Raw genomic sequence first — 17,012 nt, 5'->3', positions numbered from 1 at the left:
AGCGTAGACAAGCCCGACACGACCCGTGGCTTGGGCCTTCGGCCGCCGGGAACCTGGAAAGGTGACACCACCGAAGCGCCGACCCACCCCGGGGGAACACGCGATGACCGCACCCACGCCACGCAGGGCCGTACTCGTCGCCGCACTCGCGGTCGTCACCGCGGCCACCGCCGCCGTCGTCCCGGGCGGCGGCACCCCGGCCGCCGCCGCCCCCGCACCGCGTGCCCAGGGCCGCAGCGTCGACAACCGCTTCTGGTTCTCCTACGGCCACTGGCGGGCCGGCACCCACCGGGGCACCGGGGCCGTCGCCGGGGCCCGCCCCGGCCTGCAGATCCGGACGGCCGTCGGCCGTACCGAGTACGCCGACCCGCACACCGGGCGCAAGAGCACCTGGGAGTACGCCACCTGGACCTCCCCGCTGCACCGCTCCACGGTGCCCGCCACCGAGGCCGTCGCCTCCTGGAACGCCCGCACCCCGGCCGGCACGTGGATCCAGGTCGAGCTGCGCGCCACGTACACCGACGGCACCACCGCCCCCTGGTACGTGATGGGCCGGTGGGCCTCCGGCGACACGGACATCCGGCGCACCTCGGTGGACGGCCAGACCGACGGCCGGTCCACCGTCTGGACCGACACCCTGGCCGTCGACGCACCCGCCGCGGCCGGAGGCCTGCGCATCGCCGGCTGGCGGCTGCGCCTGACCCTCCACCGCCGGCCGGGCGCCGCCGAGGGCCCGACGGTCTGGCTGGCGGGCGCCATGGTCTCCGACGTCCCCGACCGGTTCACCGTCCCGGCCTCCCGCCCCTCCGGCACCGCCCACGAGCTGAAGGTCCCGCGCTACTCCCAGCAGACCCACGCCGGGCGCTACCCCGAGTACGACAACGGCGGCGAGGCCTGGTGCAGCCCCACCTCCTCCCAGATGGTCATCGAGTACTTCGGCCGCAGGGCCGAGCCCGCCGCCCTGGCCTGGGTGAACCCCGCGTACTCGGACCCCCAGGTCTGCCACGCCGCCCGCTCCACCTACGACGCCGCCTACAAGGGCTGCGGGAACTGGTCCTTCAACGCCGCCTACGCCGCCACCTACAGCGGCCTCGCCGGGGTCGTCACCCGCCTCGGCTCCCTGACCGACCTGGAGAGCGTAGTGAGCGCCGGCATCCCCGTCATCACCTCCACGTCCTTCCGCGCGGACGAGCTCACGGGCGCCGGCTACGGCACGTCCGGCCACCTGATGACCGTCGTCGGCTTCACCGCCGCCGGTGACGTGGTCGTCAACGACCCCCACGCCCACGACAACCCGTCCGTACGCCGGGTCTACCGGCGCGCCGAGTGGGAGAACGTCTGGCTGCGCACCAAGCGCACCGCCACGGGCGGCAAGACCGCCTCCGGGAGCGGAGGGGTCTGCTACCTCTACGCCCCCGCCCTGCCGTCCCCGGCGCAGATCGCGGCCCTGCGGGCGGTGGGCGTGCTGTGAGGGAGCGGGGCAACGGCGGGCATGACGGGGATCGCGGGGACCGCGGGGATCACGGGGTTCTGAGGCATCGCGGAGATCGTCGAAATTGGCCGTTGACCAGGCAGCCCGGTAAGCGGAACATTATGGGGTAAATGGCACATAAAGGCTTCTCATAGGAGGCGGCCCGCCATGACCACCCATCCCAGCATCGAGCACCACCCCGACCTCGCCGAGATGCGCACTCGGTTCGAGCGGGTGACCACCACTCCCCGCGCGCAGGCCGTCGAGGCGCTGGCCCTGATAACGGGCCTGTACCTGGCCGCCTCGCCGTGGATCGCGGGATTCGGCATCCTGCTCCCGCTGACGATCAACAACCTGATCGTCGGCCTCGCGTACTGCCTGTGCATGGGCGGCCTGGGATCCGCCTACGAGCGCACCCACGCGATGGCGTGGACGGCGGTCGTCCTGGGCGCCTGGACGATCATCGCCCCGTGGGCCATCGCCGGTGAGATGGACGCGACGCGCGCGGTGGTCAGCAATGTGATCACCGGAGCCGTCGCCCTCTGCCTCGGCCTCGCGATGGCGGCCATGGCCGGCCGCACCCGCGACACCAGGGTCTGACACGGAAACCGACGCCGGGTGAACCGGCCGCCGGGCCCCGACCGCTCCGCCCGCCGGCGGTGCGGCCGGGGCCCGGTCGCGTGACGTGCGCCACCAGTGACCCTCGTCTCTACCGCGAAAGCCGCGAACGCTGGCACATTGGACACCATGACCGCAGACACCGCCGCCCCGACCGCATCCGCCCGGAACCTCGCCCGCACCGGGGGCCCCAAGGAGGACTCCAACTGGATGGAGCACGTCCTCGGCTGGACCCTCGTGGTCGTCGTGGCCATGTTCGTCACCCAGGTCGGCTGGTTCTGACACCTCCCCGACGCGAGCCCCGTACTCGCTGCCATACTTCGGCCATCCTGTGGCAGTCCGAGGCTGGGGCCGGAATTGAACAATAGTCAACAGCGTCGAGCGACCGGGCGTTCACACGTACGGAGATCCGAACTCCTGGCCATCGGGCGCAAGTTGTTCGCCGACACCTCCTACGACGCGCTCTGCATGGACGACATCGCCAAGCAGGCGGGCGTCGCCAAGGGCCTGATCTACTACTACTTCAAGAGCAAGCGCGGCTACTACCTCGCCATCGTCGAGGACTCCGTGGCCGACCTCGTCGCCCGTGCCGGCGGCGACACCGACCTCCCGAACGCGGAACGGGTCCGCCGCACCGTCGACGGCTACCTCCACTACGCCGAGCACCACCGCGCCGCCTACCGCACCATCGTCACCGGCGGCGTCGGCTCCGACGCCGAGGTGCTCGCCATCCGCGACGCCGTCCGCGAGGAACTGGTCGCCACCATCGCCGAAGGCGCCTACGGACACCGCTCCCTCCCGCCCATCGCCCGCCTCGCCCTCGTGGGCTGGCTCTCCGCGGTCGAAGGGACCACCCTGGAATGGATCGGCGGGCTGAGCGCCCCGGACCAGCCCGGACGCGCCCGGCTCGGAGCCCTGCTGGTACGCCAGCTGCGCGCGACATTGGCGGTGATCGAGGAGTTCGCCCCGGAGTGTCCGGCACCTCCCGCTACCGGAGAGCCGTTCGAAACTGCTGGTGATCTTGCCCCGGTGACGGGAAGCCCCTGATCGGGCATACTCAAGCCGCCGCAGCCGCTGAACAGCCTCTTCCGTGACCCGGGAGGGCAGCATCGGCTGCACAGAGCCCGAGACCCGGCGGCGCGTCCCACACCTCGCGCGTCGCCGCCGTGCCCGAGATGGAGGAGAGCGCCGCCATGACCGACCGCGCCCCGCAGCCGGTGGACCGACAGCTGCCCACCGAGGAGTCCCGCGACCTCCTCGCCCTCGTACGCGAGATCGCCCAGCGCGAGATCCGTCCCCGGGCCGCCGAGGAGGAGGACTCCGGACGGTTCCCCCGAGAGGTCTTCACGCTGCTCTCCGAGGCCGGGCTGCTCGGCCTCCCGTACCCCGGCGAGTACGGCGGCGGCGAGCAGCCCTACGAGGTCTACCTCCAGGTCCTGGAAGAGCTCGCGGCGGCCCGCCTGACTGTCGGCCTCGGCGTCAGCGTGCACTCCCTCGCCTGCCACGGCCTCGGCGGCTACGGCACCAAGGAGCAGCAGGCCGCCCACCTGCCCGCGATGCTCGGAGGCGGCCTCCTGGGCGCCTACTGCCTCTCGGAGCCGGCCGCCGGCTCCGACGCCGCCTCGCTCACCACCAAGGCGGTCCGCGACGGCGACGACTGGATCATCACCGGCACCAAGGCCTGGATCACCCACGGCGGGGTCGCCGACTTCTATACCGTCCTCGCCCGCACCGGCGTCGAGGGCCCCAAGGGCATCACCGCCTTCCTGGTCCCCGGCGACGCCGCCGGCCTGACCGCGGCCGTACCCGAGAAGAAGATGGGCATGAAGGGCTCGCCCACCGCCCAGCTGCACTTCGACGGCGTACGCGTACCGGACTCCCGCCGCATCGGCGAGGAGGGGCAGGGCTTCTCCATCGCCCTCGCCGCGCTCGACGCGGGACGGCTCGGCATCGCCGCCTGCGCCATCGGGGTCGCCCAGGCGGCGCTGGACGAGGCGCTCGTGTACGCGCTGGACCGCAAGCAGTTCGGTCACCCCATCGCGGACTTCCAGGGGCTGCGGTTCATGCTGGCCGACATGGCCACCAAGATCGAGGCCGGCCGGGCGCTGTACCTCGCGGCGGCGCGGCTGCGGGACGCCGGCAAGCCGTTCTCCCGGCAGGCGGCCATGGCCAAGCTGTTCTGTACGGACGCGGCGATGGCCGTCACCACGGACGCGGTCCAGGTCCTCGGCGGCTACGGCTACACCGCGGACTTCCCCGTCGAGCGCCTGATGCGCGAGGCGAAGGTGCTCCAGATCGTGGAGGGCACCAACCAGATCCAGCGCATGGTCATCGCCCGCCACCTGGCAGGGCCCGAGACGCGCTGACGCGCTCCCTCGCCGGACGGGTCAGTACAGCCCGCTGCTGGTCGAGGGCCAGACCGGGGACGACGTGAGCCGGGACCACTCCGGGTCCCGCCGGCCGGGCAGGGTGCGGCCGGCGTCGGCCCACCGGGCCAGCAGGTCGCGGTAGATCGGCGGATCGGGCGCCTGCTGCTCGCGCAGCGGTTCACGCGGAAGCGGGCGCTGAACCGATTCTTCGAAACCTGACGACATCGGACGGCGCCTTCGGCCCGTTGAAGACTGAAGCGTGCTCATGCACGGCCAACGCGGGACGGAAGCCGCGGGTAATCGCCCCCGGCGTACGCCCATCCGTTCGACGTGTCCCCGGAGCCCCAACGACACCGAGTCGCGCAGGGCCGCTGCCCCGCCGGGGTGCGGCGGGGCAGCGGCGAGGCAGGGGCGGACCGGGTCCCGCGACTCACTTGACGGTCACACCACCAGAGCCGTCGCCGGCCGGTGCTCCGGGGTCGGGCTGCGCAGGGCTGTCGTAGCCGGACCGCGAATGCGGGGTCACGTTCCCAGGACTCGGGGCTTGACCGGCGGAGGGCGGCGGAGAATATGCCGCTGGCCCGTACCGAGGTGGACACTGTCCGGTTCTGTGGCCGGCCGGAGGTGCCGCAGAGGTCGTGGCCCTGGGGCTTCGCGGCATGAAGGGGCACGTGGACGCCGAAGCAACGACGGCGTACCGCCCCGCGGGCCCCGTCCAACTGATCATGGCGGGGCGGCAGACGAGCGCCGGGCAGCAGCGTTGCGAGCGGGATGCTCCGGGGCGGCCGTTGCGGCCGCGGGCCGCGGGCCGCGGGCCTCGGGCCTCGGGCCTCGGGGTCTCGGCGGGGCGGGGGCGGTAGGCGCGGGGCGGTGTGCGACGGCGGGGTCTGCGTGGCCGGGATCGGTAGCACGCGGGGTGGTGTGGGGGAGCGGTGTTTCGGTGGGGCGGCATCAGGGTTGTGCTGGGGGTTTCCCGTCCGTCCTATCGTCTTCCGGTTCGTGCCGGTCCCTCAAGGGCGCTCCTTTGTCGCGTCGCTTCGCGATGGCCTTCGGCCACCCTTGACCGCCCGTCCCGCCCCGGAAAATCGAGGACAGCCGGGAAGCCCCCAGAAGAACGGGCCGGGGGAGAGATAGAGGGACGGGCACATCAGCGATGCGCGGGCGGAGCCCGGTGCGCCTCAGATCGCTACACGGTCCTGTCGGACGGCGTCTGCGAGCCTCTGTGGCTGGGCACAGGCCGCCAGCGATGGCGAGGCGCTTCTCGATCACGCGACTGCAGACCGTCTGGTGCTGGTCATAGGCCGGAGGCGCTCTGATGCGCCCAACTTGGACGGCGTCTGCGGGCGGTCCGGGGGAGGAAAGGCGCCAGATGACGGCTGAGGCGATGCCCATCCAGGTCTGGGAGGGTGCGCGCCTCACACGGCCGTCAGATTGCCCCAATTGCCCTCGTTTGGAAGTGGGGTTGGAGTGTTATCCCGGCTCTGATGGGGGTTGGCATCGGCTGGGCCGATCCATCGGCCCTCCCGTCCCTCGAATCCGCCCTCTCAGCCCCGAACGGGGGGCGGACGCCGTCTCGGAGAAGCGCCTCGCCATCGCTGGCGGCCTATGTCCAGCCCAAGAGGCCTGCAGGCGCCGTCTCGGAGACGCGTGTAGCGATCGATGGCGGCTTATGTCCAGCCCAAGGGGCCTGCGGACGCCGTCCGGCAGGGCCGTGTAGCGATCTGAGGCGCGCCCCCGACCGCCCCGCCCCTTGCTGATGTGCCCGTCCCTCTATCTCTCCCCCGGCCCGTTCTTCTGGGGGCTTCCCGGCTGTCCTCGATTTTCCGGGGCGGGACGGGCGGTCAAGGGTGGAGCGCAGCGACATCGCGAAGCGACGCGACAAAGGAGCGCCCTTGAGGGACCGGCCCGACACGGAAGACGATAGGACGGACGGGAAACCCCCAGCACAACTCTGATGCCGCCCCACTCACACCCCGCCCCCGCACCGACGCCGCGCCTCCCACCCCCGCCTCACATAGACCCCACTCTCCCCGCCGCTCCCGCGCCTTCCGTCCCTGCCCCGCGCGGTTCCCGCTCCTCGCGTCCCGCCCCGCACCTTCCGTCCCTGCCCCGCGCGGTTCCCGCTCCTCGCGTCCCGCCCCGCGCCTTCCGTCCCTGCCCCGCGCGGTTCCCGCTCCTCGCGTCCCGCCCCGCGCCCCCCGCCCCCGCCCCGCCGGAGCCCCGCTCGCCTCTGCCCCCCGGAGCCCCGCTCGCCTCGGCCCTCGGCCCTCGGCCCCCGGTCCCGCCGGGCCCGCTCGCCCCGCCCCTCGCCACTTCGTGCCCTGCTGTCAGAGCGTGTCAGAAGTCTGGTCCCGGGGCGTATTTCTGACGTACCGTCATATCCATTCGCCCGCGCCGCTCCCCGACGTCACCCGCCCCCGCCCCGGAGGTCCGTCATGCCCGCAGACCGGCCCGTCGCCCTCGACGAGTACCCCATCCACCAGGCTCCCCTGTCGATGAAGCACCTTGTGAGCGGCGACCGGAACGCCTACGACCGGTGCATCTTCCACGTCTTCGACCACGCCGGCCGCGCCGTCCTGATCCTCGGCCTCGGCGTCTACCCCAACGCCGGGGTCATCGACGCCTACGCCACCCTCCGCATCGGCGACGAGCTCCTGGCGGTCCGGGCCTCCGACGCCCTCACCGACGACCGGATGAACCTCTCGGTGGGGCCCCTGTCCATCACCGTCGACGTGCCCCTCAAGCAGCTCACGCTGCGCTGCGCTCCCGATGCCGACGACCCGCACGGGCTCTCGTACGACATCACCTGGACCGCCGAATTCCCCGCGGTCTGGGAGCCGCACCACATCCAGCGGCGCGGCGACCGGCTCATGCTGGAGGGCCGCCGCTTCGTCCAGGCGGGCAGCGTCACCGGCACCGTCCGCGCCAAGGGCGAGGAGTTCACCCTCACGGCGGGGGAGTGGACCGGCACCCGGGACCGGAGCTGGGGCGTGCGGCCGATCCCCGGCGAGGAGGGCGGCCGGGCGGCCGAGGAGCACCGCCCCGAGGGCTTCCACTGGCTCTGGATCCCGGTCCGCTTCGCGGACCGCTTCGTCATGGTCATCGCGCAGGAGGACGCCGACGGCCACCGCACCTTGAACGAGGCCCTGCAGGTCTTCCCCGAGGGCACCGGCCGCGCGGACGTCCAACTCGGCTGGCCGCACACCGAGATCCGCTACCGCCCCGGCAGCCGGCACCCCGAGAGCGCCGTCATCCACCTCACCGACCCGTCCCGCAAGCCCCTGGAGCTGGGCGTGGAGATACTGAACTCCTCCCCGCTCGCCGTCGGCGCCGGCTACCCGCCCGCCGGCGACTGGCAGCACGGCACCTGGCAGGGCCGCGGCTGGAGCGACCGCCGCGTCTACGACCTCTCCCACCCCGGCGCCCACCCCATGGCGGCCTTCGGGGTCACCGACCACTCGGCCCGCTTCACGCTCGACGGACAGACCGGGCACGGCATCTTCGAGCACGGCAGCTTCGGGCGCCACGACCCGAGCGGCTTCGCCGACTACTCCTCCGTCGCCCCGTAGATCCCGCGGGTCCAGGTTCACGTCCGAGCGCGAGAAGGGCTACCCATGGCAACCGCACCACGTCCGCGCACCTCCACCCGAGAGCCCGAGGAGCTCGGCCGCCGCCTCGGCGCCTGGCTCGACGGCCGGCTTCCCGGGGCGAAGGTCACCAACGTCTCCGTCCCCGGTTCGAACGGGATGTCCAGCGAGACCCTGCTCTTCGACATCGAGCATCCCGACACCCCGCTGCGCGCCTGCGCGCTGCGGCTCGCCGCCGACCCGGCGGCCTACACCGTCTTCCCGACGTACGACATGCCGCGCCAGCACCGTGTGATGGGCCTGGTCGCCGAGCACACGGACCTGCCCGTCCCGCGCGTGCAGTGGCTGGAGGAGGATCCCGGGCCGCTGGGGGCGCCGTTCTTCGTCATGGCCCGCGCCGAGGGCCGGGTCCCGCCCGACGTCATGCCCTACACCTACGAGGGCAACTGGCTGCACGCGGCGACCGACGCCGAACGCGGCGCGCTCCAGGAGGCGAGCATCTCGCTCCTGGCCCGGCTGCACGACCAGTTCCCCGCCAAGGAGGCCGAGTTCCTCCTGCCCGAGGGCGAGGGGAGCCCGCTGCGCCGACACGTCGACGCCCAACGGGCCTATTACGCCTGGGTGGTGAGCGGACTGGCGCCCTCCCCGCTGATCGAGCGGGCCTTCGCCCGGCTCGAGGAGCTGTGGCCGGCCGACGAGGGGCCCGCCGTGCTGAACTGGGGCGACGCCCGCATCGGCAACGTCGTCTACGACGGTTTCACACCGGTGGCGGTCCTGGACTGGGAGATGGCGGGGTACGCCCCGCGCGAGGTGGACCTCGGCTGGAGCGTGTACCTGCACCGCTTTTTCCAGGACCTCACCGTGAGCTTCGGCCAGCCCGGCCTGCCGGACTTCCTGCGCCGCGAGGACCTGGAGCGCCGCTACGCCGAACTGACCGGCCACACACCGCGGGACATGGAGTTCCACACCCTCTACGCGGCCCTGCGGCACGCGATCGTGATGCTGCGCATCGCCTACCGGCAGGCCCACTTCGGCGAGGTCGAGGTCCCGGCGGACCCGGACGGCCTGATCCTGCACCACGCCAGCCTGGCCGCCATGGTGCAGGGAACGTACTGGTAGGGGAACAGAGGGGAGCAGAGGTGGCGGACGGGCGGCCCTCAGGCCGCCTGTGCGTGCTGCTGGCGCGTCTGCGCCTGCGGCTGCGACAGGACCGGGCGCACGACGCGGACCGGGCGCGAGCCCGGGCCTCCGACGTGCGAGAACGGCTGCGTCCGCCAGTCCAGGCCCTGGGGCAGGGCCGATGGGGCGAAGGAGTCGAGCTCCGGCGCGGCCTCGGCCGACTGGTTCATGCCGACGGTGGGGAGGGCGTCGGCGGCGGGCCGACCGGTGCCGGCGCACACGGTGAGCCCGAAGGGGTTCCACGGGGTGAGGCAGAGCGCGTGCTGCGGCAGGTACTCCTCGTCGGCGACGAGGGCGATCGACTGGCCGCAGTCGGGGCAGATCGCGTGATGGATCTCGAACCCCTCGACGTCGTCGAGGTACTCGCCGTCCTCGGGGTACGCGTCGTCCCCGGAGTCGAGCGGTTCGAGGGGCTCCGGCTCGGTGCGACCGGCGCGCTTGGTATTCAGCATGGATGTACTCCCCCTTGGGTGGGCCGGGCGGGCAGGTTCTGCGGCCTCGGCCACAGCAACCACTTCCCGTCGAGCGTCACGAGTAACCACAACAGACCAGCCTCCACCTGCATACCCCTGTGGCCTTGGTCACATGCCCGGCGCAGATGCCTCCAGTGGGCGGACAGCACTGGGCCTGGAGTGCCTTTGGCCGTAAGTTGAGCGGCTATGAGCGCAATGGAGGAGCTGGACCGCCAGATCGTGGATCTGCTCGTGCGGGACGGGCGGATGAGCTACACGGATCTGGGCAAGGCCACGGGACTGTCCACGTCGGCAGTCCATCAGCGGGTACGCCGACTGGAGCAGCGCGGGGTGATCCGCGGCTACGCGGCCGTGGTCGACCCGGAGGCCGTCGGCCTGCCGCTGACCGCTTTCATCTCGGTCAAGCCCTTCGATCCGAGTGCCCCGGACGACATCGCCGACCGGCTGTCCGGCGTCCCCGAGATCGAGGCCTGCCACAGCGTCGCCGGCGACGAGAACTACATCCTCAAGGTGCGTGTCGCCACTCCCCTGGAGCTGGAGGACCTCCTGGGCCGGCTGCGCGCCCTCGCCCACGTCGCGACCCGGACGACCGTGGTCCTCTCCACTCCCTACGAGGCGCGCCCGCCCCGCGTGTAACCGCCGAAGGGGGTACCCGGCGGTCGGGAGGGGCGGGACGACGCGGGACACTGGTCGGCATGACTGACCGCACCGCCCACTCCGCCGACGCCGTCGGAGCACCGACCAGGACCGTCCTCCTCCGCGGGGGCGAAGTACACAGCCCCGCCGACCCCTTCGCCACGGCGATGGTCGTCGAGCGCGGCCACATCGCCTGGGTCGGTTCCGAAGGCGCGGCCGACGCCTTCGCGCAGGGTGTCGACGAGGTCGTCGATCTCGGCGGGGCGCTCGTGACCCCCGCCTTCACCGACGCGCACGTCCACACGACCTCCGCGGGCCTGGCCCTGACCGGGCTGGACCTCACCGGAGCGCGCTCGCTGGCCGCCGCGCTGGACCTCGTACGCGCGTACGCGGCGAGCCGGCCCGCCGACCGGGTGCTGCTCGGGCACGGCTGGGACGCCGCCCGCTGGCCCGAGCGGCGCGCGCCGCGCCGCAGTGAGCTCGACGAGGCCGCCGGGGGCCGCCCCCTCTACCTCAGCCGCATCGACGTGCACTCGGCCGTGGTCACCACGGCCCTGCTCGACCTCGTCCCGGGGGTGCGTCCCGAAGGGGACCTGCCGCTGACCGCCGACGACCACCACTCCGTACGGCGGGCGGCGCTCGCCGCGGTCACCCCGGCCCAGCGCGCCGAGGCGCAGCGGGCCGCGCTGGACCGGGCGGCCTCCCTCGGCATCGGTTCGCTGCACGAGTGCGGCGGGCCCGACATCTCCTCCGCCGAGGACTTCACGGGCCTGCTGGCCCTGGCGGCGGAGCGGCCCGGTCCGCGCGTGTTCGGGTACTGGGCCGACCGGGACCTGGACCTGGCCAGGGAGCTGGGGGCCGTCGGGGCCGCCGGCGACCTCTTCGTGGACGGCGCCCTCGGTTCGCACACCGCCTGCCTGCACGCCCCGTACGCCGACGCCTCGCACGCCGGTACGGAGTACCTGGACGCGGTGGCGGTCGCCGAGCACGTGGCGGCCTGCACCGAGGAGGGCCTCCAGGCCGGCTTCCACGCCATCGGCGACGCGGCGATCACCGCGGTGGTCGAGGGTGTCCGCGCGGCCGCCGAGAAGGTGGGCACGGCCCGGATCCGTGCGGCCCGGCACCGCGTCGAGCACGCCGAGATGATGACCCCGGTCACCATCGCCGCCTTCGCGGAGCTGGGGCTCACCGCCTCGGTGCAGCCCGCCTTCGACGCGGCGTGGGGCGGCGGGGACGGGATGTACGCCGACCGGCTCGGCGCCGACCGCGCCCGCACCCTCAACCCGTACGCGGCCATGCTGAAGGCCGGGGTGCCGCTGGCCTTCGGTTCGGACGCGCCGGTGACGCCGCTCGACCCGTGGGGCACCGTCCGTGCGGCCGCCTTCCACCGGACGCCCGAGCACCGGGTCTCGGTTCGGGCCGCCTTCACCGCCCACACCCGGGGCGGCTGGCGGGCCCTGGGCCGCGACGACGCGGGGATCCTCGTCCCCGGCGCCCCGGCCGACTACGCGGTCTGGCAGACGGGCGAACTGATCGTCCAGGCCCCGGACGACCGGGTGGCCCGCTGGTCCACCGACCCCCGCTCGGGCACCCCCGGACTGCCCGATCTGACCCCCGGATCCGAACTGCCGGTGTGCCTCGCCACCGTCGTCGGCGGGCGGGAGGTATTCGTACGCCCACAGGGGTGATCCGGTCGGCCTCGGTTCGGTACGGGCGGCCGGACCCGGATAGGTTCGGCCGGGTCCACCACAGGACGTCGTGCCGGACGGATCCGTCTGCTCAGCGCGCCCGCGCCTCGGGGGCGAGGGAAGGTTTCGCCGGGCGGCGGGTGGCCCCAGGTCGGGGTCCGGCGGTCCAGTAGACAACGGTCACGGCGGCCCGCAGCCAGCGGGAGTCTGATCGGCCCGAAGGACCGCGGGCCCCGATCACCCGCCCGGGGCGCCCCCGGGGAGGCCGCAGGCGCCCGCACCGCCGGGGCGGGCCGCGGCCGATGTTCTAAAGTCATCCTTTGCGACCAGACGTACAGGACGTGCAAGAGCACAAAAGGGGACTCAGTGAGCGACGGCGGACAGCGGACCTACGGGCCGCTCGGTACAGCCTTGGTGATCATTCCGACCTACAACGAGGCGGAGAACATCGGGCTGATCGTCGGCCGCGTCCGGGCGGCGGTTCCCGAGGCCCACGTCCTGGTCGCCGACGACAACAGCCCCGACGGCACGGGCAAGCTCGCCGACGAGCTCGCGGCCGGTGACGACCACGTGCACGTCCTGCACCGCAAGGGCAAGGAGGGGCTGGGTGCCGCCTACCTCGCGGGCTTCGTCTGGGGCCTGGACGAGGGCTACGGCGTGATCGTCGAGATGGACGCCGACGGCTCCCACCAGCCCGAGGAGCTGCCCCGCCTGCTGACCGCGCTGGCCGGCGCCGACCTGGTCCTGGGCTCGCGCTGGGTGCCGGGCGGCCGCGTGGTCAACTGGCCCAAGACCCGTGAGTTCCTCTCGCGGGGCGGTTCGACGTACTCCCGGCTGATGCTGGACGTCCCGATCCGCGACGTGACCGGCGGCTACCGCGCCTTCCGGCGCGAGACCCTGGAGGGCCTGGGCCTGGAGGAGGTGGCCTCCGCGGGCTACTGCTTCCAGGTGGACCTGGCCCGCAGGGCCGTGCAGAAGGGTTTCCGCGTGGTGGAGGTCCCCATCACGTTCGTCGAGCGTGAGTTCGGCGACAGCAAGATGAGCAAGGACATCGTCGTGGAGGCCCTCTGGCGGGTCACCCAGTGGGGCCTCAAGACCCAGGCGGCCAAGCTGCTGGGCAAGGACAGCGGCAAGGACAGCGGCAAGGACAGCGGGAAGCGGAACGGCGGCGCCTGACCGGGCCGGACCGGGGGAGACCCCCTAGGGGGTGCCCCGTACCTCCGGCTGAGGACACTTTTATCCGGCCCCAGGCACACTGGATGCCATGACGACCGGCACTGGATCCCTGCGAACGGGCACCCCGACGGCCCCCCGTCGGCGCTCGCCCGCCCGAACCTTCCTCCCCCTGGCCATCGCCGCCTGGCTGATCCTGGAGATCTGGCTGCTCGGCATGGTCGCCGACGCGGCCGGCGGCCTGGCCGTCGCCGTGCTGATCGCCGGCGGCCTGGTCCTGGGCGCGGTGGTCATCAAGCGCGCCGGGCGCCGGGCCTTCAAGAACCTGACGGACACCTTCCAGCAGGCGCAGCAGGGGCAGCAGCCCACCCCGCAGCAGCCCGGCCAGGGCAACGGCCTGACCATGCTGGCCGGTCTGCTCCTCATGCTGCCGGGCCTGCTCTCCGACGTCGCGGGCCTGCTCCTGCTGCTCCCTCCCGTCCGGGCCTGGGTCGGCCGCAGGGCCACGCGTTCCCTGGAGCGGAAGATGGCCGCGGCCCCCGCCGGCAGCTTCGGTGACGCCTTCCAGCAGGCCCGTATCCACTACCCCGACGGCAAGGTCGTCCAGGGTGAGGTCGTCCGCGAGGACCGGCCGGGCCCGCAGGGCGGCCCGGACACCAGCTACCGTCCGCCGCTCACGCCGTGACGCCGTAGCGGCACGAGAAAGCCGAGGGGCCCCGCCACACACTGTGTGGCGGGGCCCCTCGGCTTGTGCGTTCGTCCGGCTGTCAGGCGGACTTGCGGCTGTCCCGCGGATGCACGGCAATGTTCATGGCGCCGGAGCGCAGGACCGCCAGCCTTTCGGCCAGCACTTCCTCCAGCTCCTCGCGAGTGCGTCGCTCCATGAGCATGTCCCAGTGCGTTCGCGCAGGCTTGCCCTTCTTCTCTTCGGGCCCGTCCCCGTCAACCAGGAGTGCCATGGCGCCGCACGCCTTGCACTCCCACTCCGGCGGAATCTCTGCCTCAACCGAGAACGGCATCTCAAATCGATGTCCGTTCTGGCATGCGTACTCCACCGCCTGGCGCGGGGCCAGATCGATGCCGCGGTCCGTCTCGTAGCTGGTAACCACGAGGCGCGTACCGCGGAGAGCTCGCTCACTCATGAATCGTGCCTCCCGGGCTTGTCGCCCACAGGACAGGTGTCGCTGTCGTCGTCATCCGGTCAACGTCCGGTCGGCGGTATAGATTCCCGCTCCGGGTCATGCGTCGCCCGTCGTACCGCCCCTTGTTGTACCCACCAGTGCCCGTTTTGTCACATCTGGCAGCAGATGTCACCCAACGTCTAGACTTCTTTAGCGCGCAGTAACGGTCCGCCTGGCAGGCCAAAGGCGTACACTACCGGCCCTTCGCCGCAACGTCTAAATCCGTTCGGAATTCGCTCGTGGATCCGGACCGGGCACAGGCGGGTGCCCGGTCTCAGAGGCGTTCCGGTACAGGATTGCCCGCCGCCTCCACCGCGCGCCGCACCGGCACTCGCGCGAGCAGCAGGAACCCCAGTGCGAAGAAGGCCACCAGCGAGATGATCGCGTCCCGGTAGCTCCCCGTCACCTGATAGGTCAGGCCGAACACGAGCGGTCCCACCCAGCTCAGGCCGCGGTCGCTCATCTCGTACGCCGAGAAGTACTCGGCCTCCTTGCCCGCGGGCACCAGGTGCGAGAACAGCGACCGCGACAGCGCCTGGCTGCCGCCCAGCACCAGGCCGATCATGGCAGCCAGGGCGAAGAACCACACCGGCGTCCGCGCGGGCAGGAAGTAGCCGACTCCCAGCGTCACCGCCCAGGCGGCCAGCGAACCCAGGATCGTCCGCTTGGCGCCGTAGATCCGTGCCAGCCGGCCCATGCCCAGGGCGCCGCCGACCGCCAGGACCTGCACCAGCAGCACCGCCCCGATCAGGGTGCCCTGTTCCAGCTCCAGCTCCTCCGAGCCGTAGATCGAGGCCTGGGAGATCACCGTCTGCACGCCGTCGTTGTAGATCAGGTACGCCAGCAGGAACGACAGCGTCAGCGGGTAGCGGCGCATGTCCTTGAAGGTGGCGACCAGCTGCTTCCAGCCGCTGACGGCCGGCGCCGCCCCCGGATCCCGCACGACCGCCCGGTCCCGCAGCCGGCGCAGCGGGATCAGGGCGAAGGCGCCCCACCACAGGCCCGACGCCGCGAGGCAGATCCGCACCGCGGTCCCCTCCGAGACGCCGAAGGAGTCGTGCCCCAGGTAGAGAGCCAGGTTCGCGATGAGCATCACGGACCCGGCGGTGTAGCCGAAGGCCCAGCCGCGCGAGGACACCGTGTCCCGCTCGTCCGGAGTGGAGATCTGCGGTAGGTAGGCGTTGTAGAGCACCATCGACACGGACAGCGCGGCGTTCGCCACGATCAGCAGGAAGCCGCCCAGCAGGTAGCGCTCGCCGCCCAGGAAGAACATCGCGGTCGTCGCCGTTGCCCCGGTGTACGCGGCCACCGCCAGCAGCGGCTTCTTGCGGCCCGTCCGGTCCGCGACCGCGCCCGCGAGCGGCATCAGCAGGACGGCCAGGATCACCGAGGCCGAGACCGAGTAGGCGAAGAAGGAGCCTGCCCGCACCGGTATGCCCAGCGGGTGCACGAAGCCCTCGGCGTCCGCGGCGGCCTTGGCCACCGACGTCAGGTACGGCCCGAGGAACACCGTCAGCACGCTCGCCGAGTACACCGAGACGGCGAAGTCGTAGAAGTACCAGCCGCGCTGCTCGCGCTTGCGCGAGGCCGCGGCGGCCGCCTTCTCGGCGGCGGTGGATCTGCCGTCCTCCGCCCCCGGTTCCGCTTCCTCGGTCCTGCTGCTGTTGTCCGCGCTCACTCGGTGCCCCCCTCGGTGGTCCCGTACCGCGTCGGCCGCCGCACCCTTCACGGCGGCCGAGAGCGGGTCAGACCCAGGCGCCGCGCCGGTCCAGCACCGTGCGCAACATGTCGATGTGGTCGGTCATGATGCCATCGACACCCAGGTCGAGGAGAGCCTCCACACGTTCCGGTTCGTTCACGGTCCACACGTGGACCTGCAGGCCCCGCTCGTGCGCCGTCCTGACGAAGCGCCGGTCGACCACACGGATGCCCGCCTGGGTCTCCGGCACCTGGGCCGCCACCGCCCCGACGCGCAGCGCCGCCGGGATCGCGTACGAGCGCAGCCGCAGCCCGACCACCCCGCGTACGCCGTACGAGGTCGCCAGTCGCGGGCCGGCGATCCTCTGGGCGCGGGCCACCCGGCTCTCCGAGAAGGAGCCCACGCAGACCCGGTCCCAGATCCCGGTGCGCGCGATCAGGTTGACCAGCGGGTGCAGGGCCGATTCGGCCTTGACGTCGATGTTCCAGCGCGCGTCCGGGAACTCCTCCAGCAGCTCCTCGAAGAGCGGCAGGGGCTCGGTGCCCCCCACCCGCGCCTCGCGGACCTGCTTCCAGGGCAGTTCGGCGATCCGGCCCCGGCCGTCGGTGACCCGGTCCAGGGTGGAGTCGTGGAAGGCCACGAGCTTGCCGTCGGCCGTGGCGTGCACATCGGTCTCGAAGTACCGGTAGCCGGCCCCGGTGGCCCGGCGGAACGCCGCGGCGGTGTTCTCCAGCCCTTCCGCGGCACCTCCCCGGTGCGCGAAGGGGATCGGAGCCGGGTGGTCCAGATACGGATGGCGAAGGCGTACGTGCGTCACGGCGGCAGTATCCCCCGCGGCGGCGGGGACCGGTGGTACGCGCGGTGAACGGGATACGGCCCCTGGTGCAAGTGGACTGACTCGTGGCACGCTGTGCCCCGGACAGCAATCCAATCGAGGC

The 17,012-nt window shown here is 72.5% G+C and carries 16 protein-coding genes; 11 read left to right on the top strand and 5 right to left on the bottom strand.

What is annotated here, in order from left to right:
* The first annotated feature begins 103 nt into the window (after positions 1-103).
* From E6U81_RS19970 to E6U81_RS19950, 5 genes are all read left to right on the top strand, one after another.
* Positions 104-1,471, top strand: coding sequence for a peptidase C39 family protein (locus E6U81_RS19970; protein WP_136231475.1), 1,368 nt, complete (start codon positions 104-106; stop codon positions 1,469-1,471).
* 168 nt (positions 1,472-1,639) lie between these two features.
* Positions 1,640-2,071 (top strand): SPW repeat protein, encoded by a 432-nt coding sequence (locus tag E6U81_RS19965; RefSeq protein ID WP_136231474.1) that lies wholly within the window; start codon positions 1,640-1,642, stop codon positions 2,069-2,071.
* Positions 2,072-2,218: 147 nt separating this feature from the next.
* The gene (locus tag E6U81_RS19960) at positions 2,219-2,371 is read left to right on the top strand and encodes an SCO1431 family membrane protein (protein ID WP_136231473.1); all 153 of its coding nucleotides are present in this window, start codon (positions 2,219-2,221) and stop codon (positions 2,369-2,371) included.
* Positions 2,372-2,446: 75 nt separating this feature from the next.
* Entirely contained in the window at positions 2,447-3,136 is a 690-nt protein-coding gene (locus E6U81_RS19955) for a TetR/AcrR family transcriptional regulator (RefSeq protein ID WP_136231472.1), read from the top strand.
* A 146-nt stretch (positions 3,137-3,282) separates the two neighbouring features.
* A complete protein-coding gene (locus E6U81_RS19950; protein ID WP_136231471.1) occupies positions 3,283-4,455 on the top strand; it encodes an acyl-CoA dehydrogenase family protein in 1,173 nt (390 codons plus the stop codon).
* Positions 4,456-4,476: 21 nt separating this feature from the next.
* On the opposite strand, the gene E6U81_RS19945 is transcribed toward E6U81_RS19950, so the two are convergent.
* On the bottom strand, positions 4,477-4,683 hold the full coding sequence (locus E6U81_RS19945) for a hypothetical protein (RefSeq protein WP_240803916.1): 207 nt from the start codon (positions 4,681-4,683) through the stop codon (positions 4,477-4,479).
* Between the two features lie 2,210 nt (positions 4,684-6,893).
* On the opposite strand from E6U81_RS19945, the gene E6U81_RS19935 reads away from it, so the two are divergent.
* The gene (locus E6U81_RS19935; RefSeq protein ID WP_136231469.1) at positions 6,894-8,027 is read left to right on the top strand and encodes a hypothetical protein; all 1,134 of its coding nucleotides are present in this window, start codon (positions 6,894-6,896) and stop codon (positions 8,025-8,027) included.
* 45 nt (positions 8,028-8,072) lie between these two features.
* Complete coding sequence (locus tag E6U81_RS19930) at positions 8,073-9,164, top strand: phosphotransferase family protein (RefSeq protein ID WP_136231468.1); 1,092 nt, start codon at positions 8,073-8,075, stop codon at positions 9,162-9,164.
* Between the two features lie 38 nt (positions 9,165-9,202).
* Here E6U81_RS19930 and E6U81_RS19925 read toward each other — a convergent pair whose 3' ends face one another.
* Entirely contained in the window at positions 9,203-9,676 is a 474-nt protein-coding gene (locus E6U81_RS19925; protein ID WP_136231467.1) for a hypothetical protein, read from the bottom strand.
* A gap of 216 nt (positions 9,677-9,892) precedes the next feature.
* Here E6U81_RS19925 and E6U81_RS19920 point away from each other — a divergent pair, with 216 nt between their 5' ends.
* The 4 genes from E6U81_RS19920 to fxsA all read left to right on the top strand — a co-directional run bounded on the left by E6U81_RS19920 (position 9,893) and on the right by fxsA (position 13,879).
* Positions 9,893-10,333 (top strand): Lrp/AsnC family transcriptional regulator, encoded by a 441-nt coding sequence (locus E6U81_RS19920; protein ID WP_030663734.1) that lies wholly within the window; start codon positions 9,893-9,895, stop codon positions 10,331-10,333.
* Positions 10,334-10,392: 59 nt separating this feature from the next.
* Complete coding sequence (locus E6U81_RS19915) at positions 10,393-12,021, top strand: amidohydrolase (RefSeq protein ID WP_136231466.1); 1,629 nt, start codon at positions 10,393-10,395, stop codon at positions 12,019-12,021.
* Between the two features lie 366 nt (positions 12,022-12,387).
* Positions 12,388-13,197 (top strand): polyprenol monophosphomannose synthase, encoded by an 810-nt coding sequence (locus E6U81_RS19910; RefSeq protein ID WP_136231465.1) that lies wholly within the window; start codon positions 12,388-12,390, stop codon positions 13,195-13,197.
* 88 nt (positions 13,198-13,285) lie between these two features.
* A complete protein-coding gene (gene fxsA / locus E6U81_RS19905) occupies positions 13,286-13,879 on the top strand; it encodes an FxsA family membrane protein (RefSeq protein WP_136231464.1) in 594 nt (197 codons plus the stop codon).
* A gap of 82 nt (positions 13,880-13,961) precedes the next feature.
* On the opposite strand, the gene E6U81_RS19900 is transcribed toward fxsA, so the two are convergent.
* The 3 genes from E6U81_RS19900 to E6U81_RS19890 form a co-directional block, all read right to left on the bottom strand.
* A complete protein-coding gene (locus E6U81_RS19900; protein ID WP_007262928.1) occupies positions 13,962-14,336 on the bottom strand; it encodes an RNA polymerase-binding protein RbpA in 375 nt (124 codons plus the stop codon).
* Between the two features lie 313 nt (positions 14,337-14,649).
* A complete protein-coding gene (locus tag E6U81_RS19895; RefSeq protein ID WP_136231463.1) occupies positions 14,650-16,053 on the bottom strand; it encodes an MFS transporter in 1,404 nt (467 codons plus the stop codon).
* Positions 16,054-16,120: 67 nt separating this feature from the next.
* Positions 16,121-16,891 carry a glycerophosphodiester phosphodiesterase gene (locus tag E6U81_RS19890; protein WP_136231462.1) on the bottom strand — a complete coding sequence of 257 codons (771 nt, stop codon included), beginning with the start codon at positions 16,889-16,891 and terminating at the stop codon, positions 16,121-16,123.
* Positions 16,892-17,012 lie beyond the last annotated feature (121 nt).

Source organism: Streptomyces sp. A0592 (genome assembly GCF_004795115.1).
Lineage (GTDB): Bacteria > Actinomycetota > Actinomycetes > Streptomycetales > Streptomycetaceae > Streptomyces > Streptomyces erythrochromogenes.
This window is presented reverse-complemented; position numbering and strand designations above follow the sequence as displayed.

Bases quoted from the DNA above. Each gene is read 5' to 3' on its own strand.
- E6U81_RS19900 (WP_007262928.1), bottom strand. From the start codon at position 14,336: ATGAGTGAGCGAGCTCTCCGCGGTACGCGCCTCGTGGTTACCAGCTAC.
- E6U81_RS19965 (WP_136231474.1), top strand. From the start codon at position 1,640: ATGACCACCCATCCCAGCATCGAGCACCACCCCGACCTCGCCGAGATG.
- E6U81_RS19945 (WP_240803916.1), bottom strand. From the start codon at position 4,683: ATGTCGTCAGGTTTCGAAGAATCGGTTCAGCGCCCGCTTCCGCGTGAA.
- fxsA (WP_136231464.1), top strand. From the start codon at position 13,286: ATGACGACCGGCACTGGATCCCTGCGAACGGGCACCCCGACGGCCCCC.
- E6U81_RS19920 (WP_030663734.1), top strand. From the start codon at position 9,893: ATGGAGGAGCTGGACCGCCAGATCGTGGATCTGCTCGTGCGGGACGGG.
- E6U81_RS19935 (WP_136231469.1), top strand. From the start codon at position 6,894: ATGCCCGCAGACCGGCCCGTCGCCCTCGACGAGTACCCCATCCACCAG.
- E6U81_RS19930 (WP_136231468.1), top strand. From the start codon at position 8,073: ATGGCAACCGCACCACGTCCGCGCACCTCCACCCGAGAGCCCGAGGAG.
- E6U81_RS19950 (WP_136231471.1), top strand. From the start codon at position 3,283: ATGACCGACCGCGCCCCGCAGCCGGTGGACCGACAGCTGCCCACCGAG.
- E6U81_RS19915 (WP_136231466.1), top strand. From the start codon at position 10,393: ATGACTGACCGCACCGCCCACTCCGCCGACGCCGTCGGAGCACCGACC.
- E6U81_RS19960 (WP_136231473.1), top strand. From the start codon at position 2,219: ATGACCGCAGACACCGCCGCCCCGACCGCATCCGCCCGGAACCTCGCC.
- E6U81_RS19925 (WP_136231467.1), bottom strand. From the start codon at position 9,676: ATGCTGAATACCAAGCGCGCCGGTCGCACCGAGCCGGAGCCCCTCGAA.
- E6U81_RS19970 (WP_136231475.1), top strand. From the start codon at position 104: ATGACCGCACCCACGCCACGCAGGGCCGTACTCGTCGCCGCACTCGCG.